At 52.9% G+C, this 16,810-nt stretch carries 15 protein-coding genes and 1 pseudogene; 4 read left to right on the forward strand and 12 right to left on the reverse strand.

From position 1 onward, the window contains the following. The first annotated feature begins 434 nt into the window (after positions 1-434). The gene (gene chiP, locus ACLD11_RS15420) at positions 435-1,841 is read left to right on the forward strand and encodes a chitoporin ChiP (RefSeq protein ID WP_001258803.1); all 1,407 of its coding nucleotides are present in this window, start codon (positions 435-437) and stop codon (positions 1,839-1,841) included. A gap of 49 nt (positions 1,842-1,890) precedes the next feature. Further along, a complete protein-coding gene (gene chiQ, locus ACLD11_RS15425; RefSeq protein ID WP_000722260.1) occupies positions 1,891-2,223 on the forward strand; it encodes a ChiQ/YbfN family lipoprotein in 333 nt (110 codons plus the stop codon). A 48-nt stretch (positions 2,224-2,271) separates the two neighbouring features. On the opposite strand, the gene tcuC is transcribed toward chiQ, so the two are convergent. The 9 genes and pseudogenes from tcuC to ybfF all read right to left on the reverse strand — a co-directional run bounded on the left by tcuC (position 2,272) and on the right by ybfF (position 9,907). Continuing rightward, positions 2,272-3,576 (reverse strand): tricarballylate/proton symporter TcuC, encoded by a 1,305-nt coding sequence (gene tcuC / locus ACLD11_RS15430; protein WP_183047244.1) that lies wholly within the window; start codon positions 3,574-3,576, stop codon positions 2,272-2,274. Positions 3,577-3,626: 50 nt separating this feature from the next. Continuing rightward, a complete protein-coding gene (tcuB, locus tag ACLD11_RS15435; RefSeq protein WP_080097140.1) occupies positions 3,627-4,766 on the reverse strand; it encodes a tricarballylate utilization protein TcuB in 1,140 nt (379 codons plus the stop codon). Further along, the gene (gene tcuA / locus ACLD11_RS15440; RefSeq protein ID WP_000228705.1) at positions 4,753-6,156 is read right to left on the reverse strand and encodes an FAD-dependent tricarballylate dehydrogenase TcuA; all 1,404 of its coding nucleotides are present in this window, start codon (positions 6,154-6,156) and stop codon (positions 4,753-4,755) included. The genes tcuB and tcuA overlap by 14 nt, the downstream gene beginning before the upstream one ends. 97 nt (positions 6,157-6,253) lie before the next feature. After that, complete coding sequence (tcuR, locus tag ACLD11_RS15445; RefSeq protein WP_000423371.1) at positions 6,254-7,180, reverse strand: tricarballylate utilization LysR family transcriptional regulator TcuR; 927 nt, start codon at positions 7,178-7,180, stop codon at positions 6,254-6,256. Between the two features lie 114 nt (positions 7,181-7,294). Continuing rightward, positions 7,295-7,747, reverse strand: a complete 453-nt coding sequence (fur, locus tag ACLD11_RS15450) for a ferric iron uptake transcriptional regulator (RefSeq protein WP_000131699.1) — start codon at positions 7,745-7,747, stop codon at positions 7,295-7,297. Next, positions 7,740-7,825 (reverse strand): annotated as a pseudogene (locus ACLD11_RS15455) (ryhB-regulated fur leader peptide). Before ACLD11_RS15455 ends, fur begins: the two are co-directional and overlap by 8 nt. A gap of 203 nt (positions 7,826-8,028) precedes the next feature. Further along, positions 8,029-8,559 (reverse strand): flavodoxin FldA, encoded by a 531-nt coding sequence (fldA, locus tag ACLD11_RS15460; protein WP_001018621.1) that lies wholly within the window; start codon positions 8,557-8,559, stop codon positions 8,029-8,031. Between the two features lie 150 nt (positions 8,560-8,709). Further along, entirely contained in the window at positions 8,710-9,003 is a 294-nt protein-coding gene (gene ybfE / locus ACLD11_RS15465) for a LexA regulated protein (RefSeq protein WP_001040939.1), read from the reverse strand. Positions 9,004-9,136: 133 nt separating this feature from the next. Next, positions 9,137-9,907 (reverse strand): esterase, encoded by a 771-nt coding sequence (gene ybfF, locus ACLD11_RS15470; protein ID WP_000773245.1) that lies wholly within the window; start codon positions 9,905-9,907, stop codon positions 9,137-9,139. Between the two features lie 184 nt (positions 9,908-10,091). Here ybfF and seqA point away from each other — a divergent pair, with 184 nt between their 5' ends. Both seqA and pgm read left to right on the forward strand, forming a co-directional pair. After that, complete coding sequence (seqA, locus tag ACLD11_RS15475; RefSeq protein ID WP_000848395.1) at positions 10,092-10,634, forward strand: replication initiation negative regulator SeqA; 543 nt, start codon at positions 10,092-10,094, stop codon at positions 10,632-10,634. A gap of 24 nt (positions 10,635-10,658) precedes the next feature. Beyond that, entirely contained in the window at positions 10,659-12,299 is a 1,641-nt protein-coding gene (gene pgm, locus ACLD11_RS15480) for a phosphoglucomutase (alpha-D-glucose-1,6-bisphosphate-dependent) (RefSeq protein ID WP_000974385.1), read from the forward strand. 129 nt (positions 12,300-12,428) lie between these two features. On the opposite strand, the gene ACLD11_RS15485 is transcribed toward pgm, so the two are convergent. The 3 genes from ACLD11_RS15485 to speF form a co-directional block, all read right to left on the reverse strand. Then, positions 12,429-12,914: a pyridoxamine 5'-phosphate oxidase family protein gene (locus tag ACLD11_RS15485; RefSeq protein ID WP_000070056.1), complete on the reverse strand. Its 486-nt coding sequence runs from the start codon at positions 12,912-12,914 to the stop codon at positions 12,429-12,431. A 64-nt stretch (positions 12,915-12,978) separates the two neighbouring features. After that, positions 12,979-14,298: a putrescine-ornithine antiporter gene (gene potE, locus ACLD11_RS15490; RefSeq protein WP_000042655.1), complete on the reverse strand. Its 1,320-nt coding sequence runs from the start codon at positions 14,296-14,298 to the stop codon at positions 12,979-12,981. Then, a complete protein-coding gene (gene speF, locus ACLD11_RS15495) occupies positions 14,295-16,493 on the reverse strand; it encodes an ornithine decarboxylase SpeF (RefSeq protein ID WP_080207843.1) in 2,199 nt (732 codons plus the stop codon). Before speF ends, potE begins: the two co-directional genes overlap by 4 nt. Positions 16,494-16,810: the final 317 nt, after the last annotated feature.

The following is a 16,810-nucleotide window of genomic DNA, read 5'->3' on the forward strand; positions in this document are numbered from 1 at the left end:
TTTTGCGCGCTGTCCGTGTCCAAACTGGCTGCGCCAATAACGCCTGGTGGGATAGGCTCTAAGTCGATTCTCTTTTTTGCGAGGCGAATTAATTATTCTCTGAAAATTATTGATCTGATAAATGATTATTAATCTAAATGTTATAAGCGTCAGGTCAACAGGAGACAATTATTTTCATACCTATGGAAAACAAGTCAATTTTCTTTCTGGCGGTCTGCTTCCCCCACCAGCAGCCGAATGTAACAGAAAGCAATTAAATATGTGCGGTTGCTCATATTATTACATACTGGTTACAGAAAGAGATTGATAATTCGCATCGCGAAAAATAGTCTATTTAACGTAGTAAATGAGGTTTCTCAGCGCTACTTTTTATTTTTATTTTTTCGCTGTTCGCTTTTGTCGGCAGCAATTTATACGTCAAAGAGGATTAACTTATGCGTACGTTTAGTGGCAAACGTAGTACGCTGGCTCTGGCTATCGCCGGTATCACAGCAATGTCGGGGTGGATCGTTGTTCCGCAGGCGCAAGCCTCCGGCTTTTTCGACGACTCCACGTTAACGGGCGGCATCTATTATTGGCAGCGTGAACGCGATCGCAAAGATGTGACCGACGGCGACAAATATAAAACTAACCTTTCTCATGCGACCTGGAACGCTAACCTGGATTTTCAGTCTGGTTACGCTGCGGATATGTTCGGTCTGGATATCGCGGCGTTTACCGCGATTGAAATGGCAGAAAACGGCGACAGCGGTCATCCAAACGAAATTGCCTTCTCGAAAAAGAATAAAGGCTACGACGAAGACTATTCCGGCGATAAGAGCGGTATCAGTCTTTATAAAGCCGCTGCGAAATTTAAATATGGCCCGGTCTGGGCGCGCGCCGGTTATATTCAGCCTACTGGTCAGACGCTGTTAGCGCCGCACTGGAGTTTTATGCCGGGTACTTATCAGGGTGCGGAAGCCGGCGCCAGTTTTGACTATGGCGATGCAGGCGCGTTAAGTTTTTCCTACATGTGGACTAACGAATATAAAGCGCCGTGGCATACCGAAATGGATAAGTTTTATCAGGCGGATAAAAAAACCAATGTGGACTACCTCCATTCCATCGGCGCGAAGTACGACTTCAAAAATGATCTGGTGCTGGAAGCGGCGTTTGGTCAGTCCGAAGGCTATGTCGATCAATATTTCGCAAAGGCCAGCTATAAATTTGATTTAGGCGGCAATCCGTTCACCACCAGTTACCAGTTCTACGGCGCGCGCGACAAAGTAGACGATCGCAGCGTGAATGATATTTACGACGGTACGGCCTGGCTGCAGGCGTTGACCTTCGGCTACAAAGTCGCGGAAGTGGTTGACCTGCGTCTGGAAGGTACCTGGGTGAAAGCGGACGGTCAGCAGGGCTATTTTCTGCAACGTATGACGCCAACCTACGCCTCTTCAAACGGTCGTCTGGATATCTGGTGGGATAACCGCTCCGACTTTAACGCTAACGGTGAAAAGGCGGTTTTCTTCGGCGCGATGTATGACCTGAAAAACTGGAATCTGCCGGGCTGGGCTGTGGGCGCGTCTTACGTTTACGCCTGGGATGCCAAACCGGCAACCTGGCAAAGTAACCCGGATGCTTACTACGACAAAAACCGCACTATCGAAGAGTCCTCATACAGTCTGGATGCGGTCTATACCCTGCAGGAGGGGCGTGCCAAAGGCACCATGTTCAAGCTGCACTTCACCGAATATGACAACCACTCCAATATTCCAAGCTGGGGCGGTGGTTACGGCAACATCTTCCAGGATGAGCGTGACGTGAAATTTATCGTTATTGCGCCATTCACTATTTTCTGATGTCAGATGCGGCAGGCAGCCGGTCTGCCGCGCTGTTGAGGAACGACCTATGAAAAAAATTTTACTCATCGCCAGCATGACCGCTGGTTTGACGGCCTGTGCGTCATCACCCGCGCCGGAAGAAGATAGCCGGCTGAAAGAGGCGTACAGCGCCTGTATCAATACCGCACAGGGCTCGCCTGAGAAGATAGAGGCCTGCCAAAGCGTACTGAATGTCCTTAAAAAAGAGCGCAAACATCAGCAATTTGCTAACGAAGAAAGTGTGCGGGTACTGGACTATCAGCAGTGCATTCAGGCGACGCGCACGGGTAACGATCAGGCGGTCAAGGCTGACTGCGATAAGGTCTGGCAGGAAATTCGCAGTCATAATAATGTGCAATAAAACCCTGCCTTGCCACCCACGGGCGAATGTTTTCCGCCCGTGGTTTTTTCAGGCTTTATTTTCTGCCGCGATATAGCCGCGACTCAGACGTACAAACAGCATCGCCGTCGCGGCAAGTCCACATAACGCCGCGCACATCAGCCACCAGCCGGGCGAGCTTTTGTCGCCGGTTAACTTTACCAGTGCGGTAGAGATGGCCGGCGTCAGGCCGCCAAAAATTGCCGTCGCCAGGCTAAAGGCCAGCGAGAAACCAACGGTACGCACATAGACTGGCATCACTTCGGTTAACGCCGCGACCATTGCGCCGTTATACATGCCAAAAAAGAAAGAGAACCACAGCAGTACCAGCGTCATGCGGGTAAAGTCGGGCGCGGCGGTCAGCCACTGCATGACGGGCCAGGTGGTGATCAGCGCCAGCAACGTAATGCCCATTAACACGGCGCGACGGCCAATCCGGTCGGAAATCGCGCCGCCAATGGGTAACCAGATAAAATTGGACACCCCCACCAACATGGTAACGATCAAACTGTCCCGCGCGCTGAGATTAAGCACGGTTCTGCCATAGGTCGGCGTATAAACGGTGATAAAATAAAACGTTGTGGTGGTCATCGCCACCAGCAGCGTTCCGGCCGTAATAATGCGCCAGTTTTTGGCGATAGTTGCAAAAATTTCCCTGGTGTCGGGGCGATGCTTGCGTTGTAAAAACGCTTCTGTTTCTTGTAATGAACGACGTAAAACAAAAATCAGCGGAATGATCATACAGCCGATAAAGAACGGAATTCGCCAGCCCCACTCCGATATCGCGTCGTGTCCCAGCGTGATATTCAGGCTATAACCAATCAACGCGGCGACAACGATCGCGACCTGCTGACTGGCAGATTGCCAGCTGGTATAAAACCCTTTATTGCCTAGCGTTGCGATTTCGGACAGATAGACTGAGACGCCGCCTAACTCAACGCCCGCAGAAAATCCTTGTAATAACCGGCCCAACAGCACCAGCGCAGGCGCTGCCAGGCCGATCGTTTGGTAGCCGGGGACGAGGGCGATGAGCAACGTACCGCAGCCCATAATCGCCAGCGTCACCATCAGCCCTTTACGACGTCCGATTCTGTCAATATAGGCGCCAAGCACAATCGCGCCGACGGGGCGCATTAAAAAACCGGAGCCAAAGACGGCAAAGGTCAACATTAATGAGGCAAATTCGCTTTCCGCCGGAAAAAACGTTCTGGCGATATAGGTGGCGTAAAATCCGAACAAGAAAAAATCAAACTGTTCAAGAAAATTGCCGCTTGTCACGCGCAGTATTGCGCCGAACGTGCCGGCGCGCGATGTTGCAGGTGTGTGTTGTGCCATAGGGTTTGCTCTCCACTGTCTTTATTGTTTTATGGGTAAGATGTTGCGGGTCAGTTGCCTGTATCTCCCGCATGTTTTCCGCGTCGCTTCTCAATTGCCCATTTGAGTAAGGCCGCGCAGCGGAAAAATCCGTGGGCGAATTTTCCGTAGGGAAGGGTGAGAAAGAGCGCCATCACCACGCCTAAATGGAGCGCCAGCAGTATGCCCATTCCGCTGGTGTCTCTGCCTGCCAGCAGCGCCAGCCCGGTAAGGCTGGTTAAGAACAGCAGCAGAATAAAGCCGCGATCCATGGGTTTCTGGCGCGCATCGCCATGTAACGGCGACCGCCGCAGATTGAGCCACAGTAGCCCGGCCGGGCCGATAAGCAGACCGATACCGCCCAGCGTGCCGAGCATGACCGGCAGGCTAAAGAACGGATAGGGCGCTTCCCAACCGGCGACATAGTGATAGCCCGTCGCCACGACCGTGGCGGCAAAACAGAGCATAAAACCGTAGAAGGTAAAGTGATGAAAGCGACGGCGCAGCAGCGTGAACGCATCGTCCGCTTCGTTACAGCCTTTGCCGTGACCGCCGTCGAGATATTTCAGCGTTAACGCATTGTGCGACGCTTCCGCAATCTCCGCCGAACGCGGTACGCCCGGCGAGATCTCACGCCAGAAGCGAATTACGCCCGCCATAAGCAAACCGATTGCCAGCACAAAAACTGAGCCAAACATCCATGCCAGCAGGCTATGCGGAAAAATTTGATAGAAGTCACCGGCCAGCGGTGGATGAATCAGCGACCCTTTCAGCGCCATCGCCAGTAATAAAAAGAGCGTCAGACCGACTATCAGCGCCAGCGCGACGGTGATCCCCGCCCGGCGGTATAACGCGCCAAAAGCGGCGGGCTGGGCATACTGTTGATACGTCTCCAGGCGGGCTTGCGCCATCGCTTTCGGCACGTTAATGGCAAATTCATGGGGCGGTGCGTACTGGCACGCGTGCAGGCAGGCGCCGCAGTTATGACATAAATTCGCCAGATAATGAATATCGGCTTTACCGAATTCGAGCCGCTGGGTCATCGCCGGAAATACCGCGCAAAAACCTTCGCAGTAGCGACACGCGTTACACACTTGCATGACGCGTTCGACCTCGGCTTCCGGTTCGGTAAGCACGGTGGCCTCAATGATTAATTTTTCAAGCTGTTTCATGCTGCGCCTCCTTGTGCGCCGCGCGGGCGGCTTCTATTCCCGCAATGCGGCCAAAGGTTGTGCCGATAGACATGCCTACGCCTGCGGTATACCCCTTGCCCAGAACATTTCCTGCCATCATCTCGCCAGCAACAAACAGGTTGCGGCTTGGATGACCGGCAAAATGCACCGCGGCACGTTCATTGACTTTCAGGCCCAGGTAGGTAAACGTGATGCCGGGTCGCAGCGCATAACCGTAGTAGGGCGGTGCATCAAGCGGGCGCGCCCAGTGGGTTTTCGCCGGCGTCAGGTTTTTAGTAGCGCAGTCATCAAGCAAGGTATGATCAAAATGACCGGGCTGGCAGGCCTGGTTATACTGCGTGACGGTATGGGTAAATTTTTCCGCGTCCAGCCCCAACTGGCAGGCCAGCTCAGCCAACGTATTGGCCTGCGCGCCAGGAAAAACCGGCGGCATAAAGTGGCCGATGGCTTTGCTGTCAATAATCGAATAGCCAATTTGTCCTGGCTGTTGAGCCACCAGCCGCCCCCAAATGGCGTAACGCTTCGGCCAGAAATCTTCGCCTTCATCATAAAAACGTTCGGCGTCGCGATTCACGACAATACCCAGCGATACGCAATCCACGCGAGTACAAATACCGCCGTCGTACAGCGGCGCCCTGGCATCAATCGCTACGCAGTGCGACTGGGACGGATCGCCAATGATATCCGCGCCGGCATCCATCATAAATTTGAGTAATACGCCCTGGTTAAAACGCGTGCCGCGAATCAGGAAATTATCCGCGGGCCATTCGCCGCGGGCGTTTTCTCCCCAGGCTTCCCGCAGCCATTCACGGTTTGATTCGAAACCGCCAGCCGCTAATACGCAGGCTTTGGCGGTAATACGTTCGCTACCCGCCAGCGCTGCTACGAATTCGCCGTCATGAAGTTCAAGCGCGTGAACCGGCGTGTTATAGCGAATCTGTACGCCCAGCCGTTCGGCGCTACGGTAATAGGCATTGACGAGCGCTTTCCCGCCGCCCATAAAAAACGCATTGGTGCGCGCAACGTGGAGCGCCCCAGACAGTGGCGGTTGAAAGTTAACGCCATGTTTGCGCATCCAGTCGCGGCATTGCGAAGAGGTGCGAATGACCAGCCGCGCCAGCGCCTCGTTGGTGTTGCCGTCGGTGACTCGCCACAGATCCTGCCAGAATTCCTCTTCAGGATAGCTTTCTACCAGCACATCCTGCGGCGCATCATGCATACAGCGCAGGTTTCGTGTGTGCTGAGAATTTCCGCCGCGCCATTCCCGCGGGGCAGCCTCCAGCAGCAGAACCGATGCGCCCGCTTCCCGTGCGGTCAGGGCGGCGCATAATGCGGCATTGCCTCCGCCTATCACCAGTACATCAACCATCTTATACTCCCGTACCATTTAACTATTTGTTAAATTTGTAATTGAAATGTATACGGATAAATAAGCGGCGCGCTATCAGGTAGCGCTAAACAGGGGTTTAGTAAGCGTAAAGGGTTGCGCCTGGCCATTCACCGGCGTCGACTAACTGACGCATAACTTTGGTAAGGACTACTCTGGCGGCAAGGCCGGCGGGCGTCAGTTCATCATCCGACAGGCTGACTAAAAAATTGGGGCGGCTGAGTACCGGATTATGGACGCCGATCACGCGTAGCGCGTCGTTATCCAGGTGAGAAATCGCCGCGCCGGGCTGCAACGTGGCGCCAAGACCGTCGCGCACGGCGCGCATCAACAACGCCAGGCCGTCAATTTCCGCGACGATTTCAACGTTAAGCGCATGTTCCTGGCAGACAGCGTCCAGCCTGCCGCGCAGCCCGTGTCCCTGGCTTGGCATAATGAGCGGAATGCCTGCCAGTTGTTCAGGTGTGATCGGGTTATCAGGAAGCGCCGCCAGCAGGGCATGGGAGCCAATCAGAAAAAGCTGTTCTTCAAGGATCGGTCTGGCGCTCCAGCGCAGGATTTTATCTTTTTGAAAGACAACGGCTAAATCAATCTGGCGGGTATTGATCATTCTTTCCAGATTACCGGACAAGCTTTCCACCACATGCAGTCGGACATCGGCATAGTTTTCCTGCATGGCATGGATAAACGGTATACCCAGTATGGAGGCGGTACTGGGGGCCATTCCTACGCTCACATGACCGGAAAGGCGCGCTTCTCTGGCGGCGAGAATCGCGTCGTCGGCATGACGCAGGGCGAGTTGCGCCTGCGAATAAAAGGCCAGCCCGGCGTTGGTTGGCGTTACGCCGCGCGAGGTGCGCTGCAGCAGACGGATAGCAAGCTCGTTTTCCAGACGGGACATCTGTTGACTTAAGGCTGAAACGCCAATATCAAGATCCTGTGCGGCGCTGCCCATACTGCCGGTTTCAATAATACGCACGAAATAGCGTAACTGGCGAAGCTCCATTCCTGCTCTCCTGAGATGCGATAGCGTTTTTTACATTAAATCAACATCAAGCGGCAGGAAAGAGGAGGATATAAAAAAGCCAACCGGGCGGTTGGCTCTTCGAAAGATTTACACTTATTTAGTCGCGTCATCGTGCGCGTGCTCGTCTTCGCGGCAGTCTCCTTCAGCGCAGTGGCCGTAAAGATAGAGGCTGTGATTAGTTAAACGAATACCGTGTTTCGCCGCAATTTCACGCTGGCGCGCTTCAATAGAGTCATCACTAAATTCAATCACTTTTCCGCAGTCAAGGCAGATAAGATGGTCGTGATGATGTTGTTGCGTCAGTTCAAAAACGGATTTACCGCCTTCAAAATTATGGCGGGTCACGATACCGGCATCGTCAAACTGGTTCAGTACACGGTATACGGTTGCCAGACCGATTTCTTCACCCATGTCGATCAGGCGTTTGTATAAATCTTCCGCACTGACGTGATGGTTATCTGGTTCCTGAAGAACTTCCAGAATTTTTAAACGAGGAAGCGTTACTTTCAGGCCAGCCTTCTTTAATGCGGTATTGTTGTCAGTCATGCGGAATCTGTCCTGTTGCTAAACGATTCACTTCATTAGAGAAGTGACAGAAATTGCACTCAAGATAATGCGTATCATTATAGGACTGCCATGCCGAAATGAAAACCGCAAGTCTCTCGCAGATGTTAATAAAACTGTGGTTTTGCCTGCAAATTTTGGCGCCACCTGATTACACCCGGACATTGTACAGGGATGGGTGCGAAAGTTACAAATTTGTAGCAATTATTTTGATTGGTCTTGTCTATTGATGCGGCGCAGATATAACGCTGCGCCGCATAAGATTAGGCGTTGAGGATGTCGTCGAGGTGCAATTCAGCTGAAACTTGCTTAACCCATTTTTCAACACGCTCGGCGGTCAGCTCAGGCTGACGGTCTTCGTCAATCGCCAGGCCGACAAAATGATCGTCGTCAGCCAGACCTTTAGAGGCTTCAAAATGATAGCCTGCGGTTGGCCAGTGACCCACAATCGTGGCGCCGCGCGGCTCAATAATGTCGCGAATCGTGCCCAGCGCATCACAGAAGTATTCCGCGTAGTCTTCCTGATCGCCACAGCCAAACAGCGCCACCAGCTTACCGTTAAAGTCAATCTCTTCGAGAGTCGGGAAGAAGTCATCCCAGTCACATTGCGCTTCGCCATAGTACCAGGTTGGGATGCCCAGCAGCAGAATGTCATACCCTTCCAGGTCTTCTTTACTGCTTTTTGCAATGTCATGCACATCGGCAACGTCTTTACCAAGCTGTTTTTGAATCATTTTTGCGATATTTTCGGTATTACCGGTGTCGCTGCCGAAAAAGATGCCAGTGATTGCCATGAGTAAAATAACCTCTTGAAACTTATTGAAATGGTGGTGGCGAATTGCCCACGGATAAGGGCAATCATAGCAGAACAGGCAGATATGCGGAAACAGCAATCACGCGGGACTGCACGCTCTGCTACACGAAATATGAAACAAAACTTATTTTCAGACTAAACCCTGGCCGCGCAGCGCCATAAGCTGCTTCATTAATATTTCTTCAATGAGCTCGCTGCGGCTAATGTTGCGCGCTTCGGCCAGCTCATTCAGCGCGTCAACCGCTTGTGCGTTGAGTTTTAATTCGACACGCTTGAGGCCACGAACTTTGTCGCGTTTTAACTGGTTGCGCTTGTTGATGCGTAACTGTTCATCGCGCGAAAGCGGATTCGTTTTAGGTCGTCCCGGGCGACGCTCGTGCGCGAACAGATCTAATGTCGTACGGTCCGTTTGTTCTTTGGCCATGATTTTGGTGACTTCGGGGGAAACAATCAGCCAGGCTTATGCCCGGATGGATAGCGCGCCATCATACATCAGCGAGGAAGCGACGCCAACGCCCGCGCGCGTAATCGCGCACAGGCGATGAGTTTTTAATCAGTTAGCGTTTATCGTGCAGATAACGGCGGATGGCGCGCAGAACCGCCTCAGGTTTTTCGGCATGTACCCAGTGGCCCGCGCCGGCGATCACATGCGCGCGCGCCAAAGGGAATTGCGCCAGCAGCGCGTCGCGGTACGCTTCGGTCACGTACGGCGAGTTACCGCCTGGAATAAACAGCGCCGGATGTTCCCAGGGCGGAATGGTTTCCCAGCCGACGATATGCGGATACTGCTCCCATAATACCGGAACATTAAAACGCCATTCGCCTTCAGCCCAGGATTTTAACAGAAACTGGATTACGCCTTCTTCGTTGAGGTGTTGGCGCATAATCCCTGCCGCCTGTTGGCGGGATGTCGCGTCGGATTCGCTGACGGCGTTAATGGCCGCGAAAATGCGATCGTGGCGGCGAACGTGATAATCCACGGGGGCGATATCAATCGCGACCAGACGATCGATGCGATCGGGCGCCAGCGCCGTCAGCGCCATTACCGCTTTTCCACCCATGGAATGACCAATAAACGTCGCTTTTTCAATCTGCTGCGCGTCAAGCGTATCCAGAAGATCCTGGGCCATTGCCGGATAATCCATGACCGGATCGCGCGGCGATAAACCATGATTGCGCATATCGACCTGAATAATGTCGTGATCGGTCACCAGATCGCGCGCCAGTACGCCGAGGTTGTCCAGGCTGCCAAACAGGCCATGAACGAGAACGATGGGGGAATTATTGTGCAGGTTTTGTGCAGATTGCGCTCGGATGTTTAATTTCATGGCAAAGTTCTTTTTTTCGCTCTGTCGGGTTAGGGTATTATGTTGACCATTCTGCCACTGGGCTGCAACCTCTAAGGTTTACTCCGAGTTTTTTTGTCAGCCGGGCTTAACGCTATCCGCTGTTGGGATTTGTTCCTATAATCCCAATGACTTGTATTCAGCAAAGACATCGCACTGGATTAAGATGAAAACGATTGAAGTTGATGATGAACTCTATAGCTATATTGCCAGCCACACCAAGCATATCGGCGAGAGCGCATCCGACATTTTACGGCGTATGTTGAAGTTTTCCGCCACGACACAGCCAACGGCTTCAGCGGTGAAGGGGACGCCTGCGGCGCAACCCGTTGCCGAAGCGAAACCGGTCAACCCGGTAAAAGACAAAGTTCGCGCGATGCGTGAGCTGTTGTTGTCTGACGAATATGCCGAGCAGAAAAAAGCGGTCAACCGCTTTATGCTGATTCTGACTACACTCTATTCACTGGATCACCACGCGTTTGCGGAGGCGACGGAGTCGTTGCATGGCCGCACGCGCGTCTATTTTGCGGCGGATGAACAAACGCTGCTGAAAAATGGGAATCAAACTAAACCTAAGCACGTTCCCGGCACGCCGTACTGGGTGATCACCAACACCAACACCGGCCGTAAATGCAGCATGATCGAACACATCATGCAGTCAATGCAATTCCCGGCGGAATTGATTGAAAAGGTTTGCGGAACAATTTAATCCTTGCATTAGAAGGACCAGGCAATGGCAATCCACAACCGCGCAGGACAACCCGCGCAACAGAGTGATTTGATTAACGTCGCCCAACTGACGGCGCAGTATTATGTACTGAAACCGGAGGCAGGGAATGCAGAACATGCCGTGAAATTTGGCACTTCCGGCCATCGCGGTAGCGCAGGTCGTCACAGTTTCAACGAACCGCATATTCTGGCGATCGCCCAGGCGATTGCTGAAGAGCGGGCGAAAAATGGCATTACCGGCCCCTGCTATGTGGGGAAAGACACCCATGCGCTCTCGGAACCGGCCTTCATTTCCGTGCTGGAAGTGCTGGCGGCAAACGGCGTAGACGTTATCGTGCAGGAAAATAATGGCTTCACGCCAACGCCTGCCGTGTCAAATGCTATCCTGGTCCATAACAAAAAAGGCGGCCCGCTGGCTGATGGTATTGTCATTACGCCATCGCACAACCCGCCGGAAGATGGCGGTATTAAATATAATCCGCCCAATGGCGGCCCGGCGGATACTAACGTCACTAAAGTGGTAGAAGATCGCGCCAATGCGCTGCTGGCGGGCGGCCTGCAAGGCGTTAAGCGCATCTCTCTGGATGCGGCAATGGCCTCGGGCCACGTTAAAGCGGTAGATCTGGTACAGCCGTTTGTCGAAGGGCTGGCGGATATCGTTGATATGGCGGCGATTCAGAAAGCCGGTCTGACGCTGGGCGTTGATCCGCTGGGCGGCTCCGGTATTGAATACTGGAAACGTATCGCAGAGCATTACAAGCTTAACCTGACGTTAGTCAACGATCAGGTTGATCAAACCTTCCGCTTTATGCACCTTGATAAAGATGGCGCGATCCGTATGGATTGCTCCTCCGAATGCGCAATGGCGGGTTTGCTGGCGCTGCGTGACAAGTTTGACCTGGCCTTCGCCAACGACCCGGACTACGACCGTCATGGCATCGTGACGCCTGCAGGGCTGATGAACCCGAACCATTATCTGGCGGTCGCCATTAACTATCTGTTCCAGCATCGTCCGCTGTGGGGCAAAGACGTGGCTGTCGGTAAAACGCTGGTCTCTTCCGCGATGATTGACCGCGTGGTGAATGATTTGGGACGCAAGCTGGTGGAAGTGCCGGTAGGCTTCAAATGGTTTGTTGACGGTTTGTTCGACGGCAGCTTTGGTTTCGGCGGGGAAGAGAGCGCGGGCGCTTCGTTCCTGCGTTTCGACGGTACGCCGTGGTCTACCGATAAAGACGGTATCATCATGTGCTTGCTGGCGGCGGAAATCACCGCCGTTACCGGGAAAAACCCACAAGAGCATTACAATGAACTGGCAGCGCGTTTTGGCGCGCCGAGCTATAACCGTCTGCAGGCGGCAGCGACCTCGGCCCAGAAAGCGGCATTGTCTAAACTGTCTCCGGAAATGGTCAGCGCCAGCACTCTGGCAGGCGACCCGATCACCGCGCGTCTTACCGCAGCGCCGGGTAATGGCGCATCGATTGGCGGCCTGAAGGTAATGACCGATAACGGCTGGTTCGCCGCGCGTCCATCCGGTACGGAAGATGCTTACAAGATCTATTGCGAAAGCTTCCTGGGGGAAGAACATCGCAAGCAGATTGAGAAAGAAGCCGTTGAAATCGTTAGTGAAGTATTGAAAAACGCCTGATGGGCGATATGGAAGAAAAAGGAGCCGTAAGGCTCCTTTTTTGTATTAACGTCTCTTTGCCTGATGGCGCTGCGCTTATCAGGCCTGTAAATCGCCTCCAGGCCGGATAAGGCGCTTGTGATATCAGACTTATTCGCTCTGAGTCGCCAGATGCCGGCGACAGGTGAGGGCGTCGCATTCGATACGCACCACGCAAACCGCTTTCATCATATCTTCCCGATAACTGAAGGTTTTTCCCGGATCGGTCTGGCGCATAATGACGTCCAGGCCGTAGCGCATCTCCTCGCGCGTTTGCAATATCGATGCCAGCCCGGTGGCGAAAACGCTGGTGTAGGCGTAGCTATAATCACAGGGGTCATCGGCACGTAGTAACGCATGGTCGCCGTCCATTTCAATGCATACTGCCGGGTTCTTACGTAACAGACGCATCTTTTTCCCGGTGCGTGCGCCGTGAAAATAAAATATCCAGCGTCCGTTCTGATACTCGTAGCCAAAATTTACGGGGACAACATACGGACAGAGATTGTCGTTAAACCCTATCCGACACACTTCGTGTTTACTGAGAATAGCCAGTATTTCTGCTATATCAGTGACTTCCCGTTCTGGATTACTCATTTCTATTATCTTATTCAAAGAGTGAAAATGCCCGGACTACCGTTACCGCAGCCCGGGCGCGCCATCAGCCGTGTTTATTTTTCAATTCAAAACGCGGTGAGACCAGGCCGTATAACGTCCAGCCGAGGAAGGTCACAATTGAGCCGTACAGCATGGCTTCTTCACCGGAGGAATATAGCGCGTAGAAGCTATACATGGCACCAACGAAGGCCACGAAGTTAGCGACTTTCGCTTTTGATGACGGCACATTCGCCATTTTCTGAATGATAACCAGCGCGGCCATCGACAGAATATACGGAATAATGTTCGTCACCACCGCCAGGTTAACCAGGACGTTAAACTGACTATTCAGCGACGGGCTAATGGTCATCAGCGACAGGCCAGTCTGAATAATCACAATAATCAACATCCCCTGTACCGGCGCGTCGACTTTCGTTACGCGAGAGAAGACTTTCGGGAAATAGCCTTCGTCAGCGGAGGATTTAAAGACCTGAGCGATAGTGAATTGCCAGCCCAGCAGCGAGCCGCAGCAGGACATTACCATCAGCGCCATGATCACTTTACCTACCGCAGGCGTGAACATCTGTGCAAACGCCAGACCAAACGGTGCCGTGGAGTTCGCCAGATCCATGTTCGGCACAATCCCGGCAATCACGTTAGTCGAAACGATATAGATGACCGCCGCGCCCAGCGTACCGCCCAGTACCGCAATGGGGACGTTCTTTTCCGGATTCTCGACCACGTCTGCGTTGGCGCAGGCGGATTCCAGTCCAAGAAATGCCCACAACGTCATGGCGATGGAAGAACCGACCGCGCTAAAGAACGGAACATGGTGCGGGTTCCATGACGCTACGTACATGCTGGGGCTAAACCAGAACCAGCCGATGATGCACAGGCCGACAACCGGAATGATGACGCCCCAGACGGTAACGCTACTGATCTGTCCGGTGATACGCGCGCCGCCAAAGTTTGCGATGGTACAAATCCACAATACGGCGATAGTCGCCAGGCCGATCTGGATCGGCGTCAGCGCGGCGCCGAACAACTCGGTGCCATAACCGACAGCGGAGATAGCGATAGCCACGTTGGCGATCAGCAGCGAGACGCCGTAGGTATAGTTCGCCATAAAGTTGCCGGATTTACCGAAGGCATATTCGGCGTAACCGCCCATGCCGCCGGATTTACGGCTAAACATACCGCATTTCGCAAACGCCCAGGCCAGCGCCATCGAGCCGACGGCGGTGACCAGCCAGGAGATAATGGATATCGTGCCGACTTCAGACAGTTTGGTCGGTAGCATGATGATCCCGGAGCCCATCATGTTGACCATAGTCAGAATTGTGAGCTGCACGACACCCATTTTATTGGATTTAGGTTTACTCATAATTTTTCCTCCTTCAGCAGGGAGCGCTGCGCATCACGAGGTTTAATGACGTAGCACCAGACCTGCTTACGGCCGTCGTGTTCTTCGATATAAACGCCCTGCAGTTCAGGCGCAAAGCCCGGCAGCAGGTTGATCCCTTCTTCCAGGGCGCTGAAGTAACGCAGGACAGAACCGCCCCAGATTTCACCCGGAACTACACACAGCACTCCCGGCGGGTAAGGCAGAGCGCCTTCAGCCGCGATACGACCTTCCGCTTCCGGCAGGCGAACCAGTTCGACCTCGCCGCGCAGATAGGCATAGTTGGCCTCTTGCGGATTCATACTGACTTTCGGGAAATGCGATTTACGGAACATCTCTTTTTGCAGTTGTTTCACGTTGTGCCGCGCATAGAGATCGTGCATCTCCTGGCAAAGCTGACGCAGGGTATAGCCGGCATAACGCGCTTCATGCTGTTTGTAGATGGACGGTAATACTTCCGCTAACGGCGCATCAGCTTCCAGCAGTTTTTCGAAACGAGCCAGCAGAGCGACAAGCTGTTGTAACTTCGCCATGTCTTCTGCCGGCGTCAGCAGGAACAGAATGGAGTTGAGGTCGCATTTTTCCGGCACAACGCCGTTCTCACGCAGGAAGTTGGCGAGGATCGTGGCAGGAACGCCAAAGTCTTCATATTCGCCGCTCGCTGCATTAATGCCCGGTGTGGTGAGCAGCAGTTTGCAAGGGTCGACAAAGTACTGATGTTCGGCATAGCCTTCAAACGCATGCCAGTGTTCTCCCGGAACGAAGTGGAAGAAGCGCAGATCGCTGGCGATCTCTGACGTCGGGTATGACTGCCACGGTTTACCATCAATCAGTTCCGGTACGAACGGACGGATGTGATGACAGTTTTCGAGGATCAATTTACGGGCATCGATGCCGTTAACCACGCAATCCATCCACATATTGCGACCGCTGACGCCTTCGTGCATTTTGGCGTTAACGTCCAGCGCGGCGAACAGCGGATAGAACGGGCTGGTGGAGGCGTGCATCATAAAGGCGTTGTTCATGCGCTTATGCGGAACGTAGCGCGATTGCCCTTTGATATGGCTATCTTTTTTATGGATCTGCGAGGTCTGGGAGAAACCGGCTTGTTGTTTGTGAACGGACTGCGTCACCAGAATACCCGGATCGTTTTCGTTCAGTTCCAGCAGCAGCGGCGAACAATCGGCCATCATCGGAATAAATTGTTCATAGCCGACCCAGGCGGAGTCAAACAGGATGTAGTCGCACAGATGACCAATTTTATCGACGACCTGACGGGCGTTATAAATGGTACCGTCATAGGTGCCTAACTGGATGACGGCCAGACGGAATGGACGTGCTTCGCGGGCACGCTGCGGCGTGACTTCGCTAATCAGCTCGCGCAGGTAATCTTCTTCGAAGCAGTGAGCGTCGATCCCGCCGATAAAACCATACGGGTTACGTGCGGTTTCCAGATAAACTGGCGTTGCGCCCGCCTGCAATAATGCGCCGTGGTGGTTAGATTTGTGGTTGTTACGGTCAAACAGTACCAGATCGCCCGGCGTTAACAGCGCGTTGAGTACGACTTTGTTAGAGGAGGAGGTCCCGTTCAGCACAAAGTAGGTCTTATCAGCGTTAAAGACTTTCGCCGCATGTTGCTGCGCAATACAAGGCGCGCCTTCGTGAATCAGCAGATCGCCCATCGCCACGTCCGCGTTGCATAGGTCGGAGCGGAAGAGCGTTTCGCCAAAGTATTCCACGAACTGATTACCGGCAGGATGACGGCGGAAGAATTCGCCGCCCTGATGCCCCGGGCAGTCAAATGCGCTGTTGCCCTGGTTGACATAATCCACCAGTGCGCGGAAAAACGGCGGACGTAACTGTGTTTCGTAGTGGCTTGCCGCGGTTTCCAACTGGCGACCATAGAAGGCAGTACGGGATTCATTATATTCGAATACACCAGAGATACGCGGCAAATACTCAGGCGGTACGCGCCCTTCGTCATGAGTCGCGACAAACACGGGAATACCGTAACCCGTTGCGTCGATTTCATCGAGTTTTCCGTGTTCAATGTCGTCGATGGATAACACGATGGCAGCCACGTCGATGAAACGACTCTCATCAACATTTACAATATTACGGTGTGTAGAAAAACAATCCGGGCAATGACGGCTAACGGCAATTTTTAATTCTGACATTTTTCATCTCTTTATTTCAGGTAATAGCAGGCCCTCAATTTCTCGCATGAGAAACTGATTCTTCCGGAAAAAATCAAAGCTATCCCGCTGATAAAAAATCAGTAAATTAGCTTTATTTTAGATGTAATAAATCCCAACCCGTCCGGTTGCAGGAAATTCAGGATTTAAGAAGTTGAGTACTACGATATACAGGCAGAAACCGTGATAACTAAAATTGCGCTGAGTCGGAATTTCTTCTGTCAAACCACATAGTTAGCTGGCTGGGCGTAAAGAAATTACCGTACTGTCGCTTTTAACAATTCGAGTTATTTAGGCAA

This window comes from Salmonella sp. 741265116_PST (genome assembly GCF_046567715.1).
Classification (GTDB): Bacteria; Pseudomonadota; Gammaproteobacteria; order Enterobacterales; family Enterobacteriaceae; genus Salmonella; species Salmonella enterica.

Excerpts from the sequence above, each read along its gene's own strand:
- chiP (WP_001258803.1), top strand. The coding sequence starts at position 435 with ATGCGTACGTTTAGTGGCAAACGTAGTACGCTGGCTCTGGCTATCGCC.
- speF (WP_080207843.1), bottom strand. The coding sequence starts at position 16,493 with ATGTCAGAATTAAAAATTGCCGTTAGCCGTCATTGCCCGGATTGTTTT.
- fur (WP_000131699.1), bottom strand. The coding sequence starts at position 7,747 with ATGACTGACAACAATACCGCATTAAAGAAGGCTGGCCTGAAAGTAACG.
- tcuB (WP_080097140.1), bottom strand. The coding sequence starts at position 4,766 with ATGAAACAGCTTGAAAAATTAATCATTGAGGCCACCGTGCTTACCGAA.
- pgm (WP_000974385.1), top strand. The coding sequence starts at position 10,659 with ATGGCAATCCACAACCGCGCAGGACAACCCGCGCAACAGAGTGATTTG.
- tcuC (WP_183047244.1), bottom strand. The coding sequence starts at position 3,576 with ATGGCACAACACACACCTGCAACATCGCGCGCCGGCACGTTCGGCGCA.
- ybfF (WP_000773245.1), bottom strand. The coding sequence starts at position 9,907 with ATGAAATTAAACATCCGAGCGCAATCTGCACAAAACCTGCACAATAAT.
- fldA (WP_001018621.1), bottom strand. The coding sequence starts at position 8,559 with ATGGCAATCACTGGCATCTTTTTCGGCAGCGACACCGGTAATACCGAA.
- ACLD11_RS15485 (WP_000070056.1), bottom strand. The coding sequence starts at position 12,914 with ATGAGTAATCCAGAACGGGAAGTCACTGATATAGCAGAAATACTGGCT.
- tcuR (WP_000423371.1), bottom strand. The coding sequence starts at position 7,180 with ATGGAGCTTCGCCAGTTACGCTATTTCGTGCGTATTATTGAAACCGGC.
- potE (WP_000042655.1), bottom strand. The coding sequence starts at position 14,298 with ATGAGTAAACCTAAATCCAATAAAATGGGTGTCGTGCAGCTCACAATT.
- chiQ (WP_000722260.1), top strand. The coding sequence starts at position 1,891 with ATGAAAAAAATTTTACTCATCGCCAGCATGACCGCTGGTTTGACGGCC.
- tcuA (WP_000228705.1), bottom strand. The coding sequence starts at position 6,156 with ATGGTTGATGTACTGGTGATAGGCGGAGGCAATGCCGCATTATGCGCC.
- ybfE (WP_001040939.1), bottom strand. The coding sequence starts at position 9,003 with ATGGCCAAAGAACAAACGGACCGTACGACATTAGATCTGTTCGCGCAC.
- seqA (WP_000848395.1), top strand. The coding sequence starts at position 10,092 with ATGAAAACGATTGAAGTTGATGATGAACTCTATAGCTATATTGCCAGC.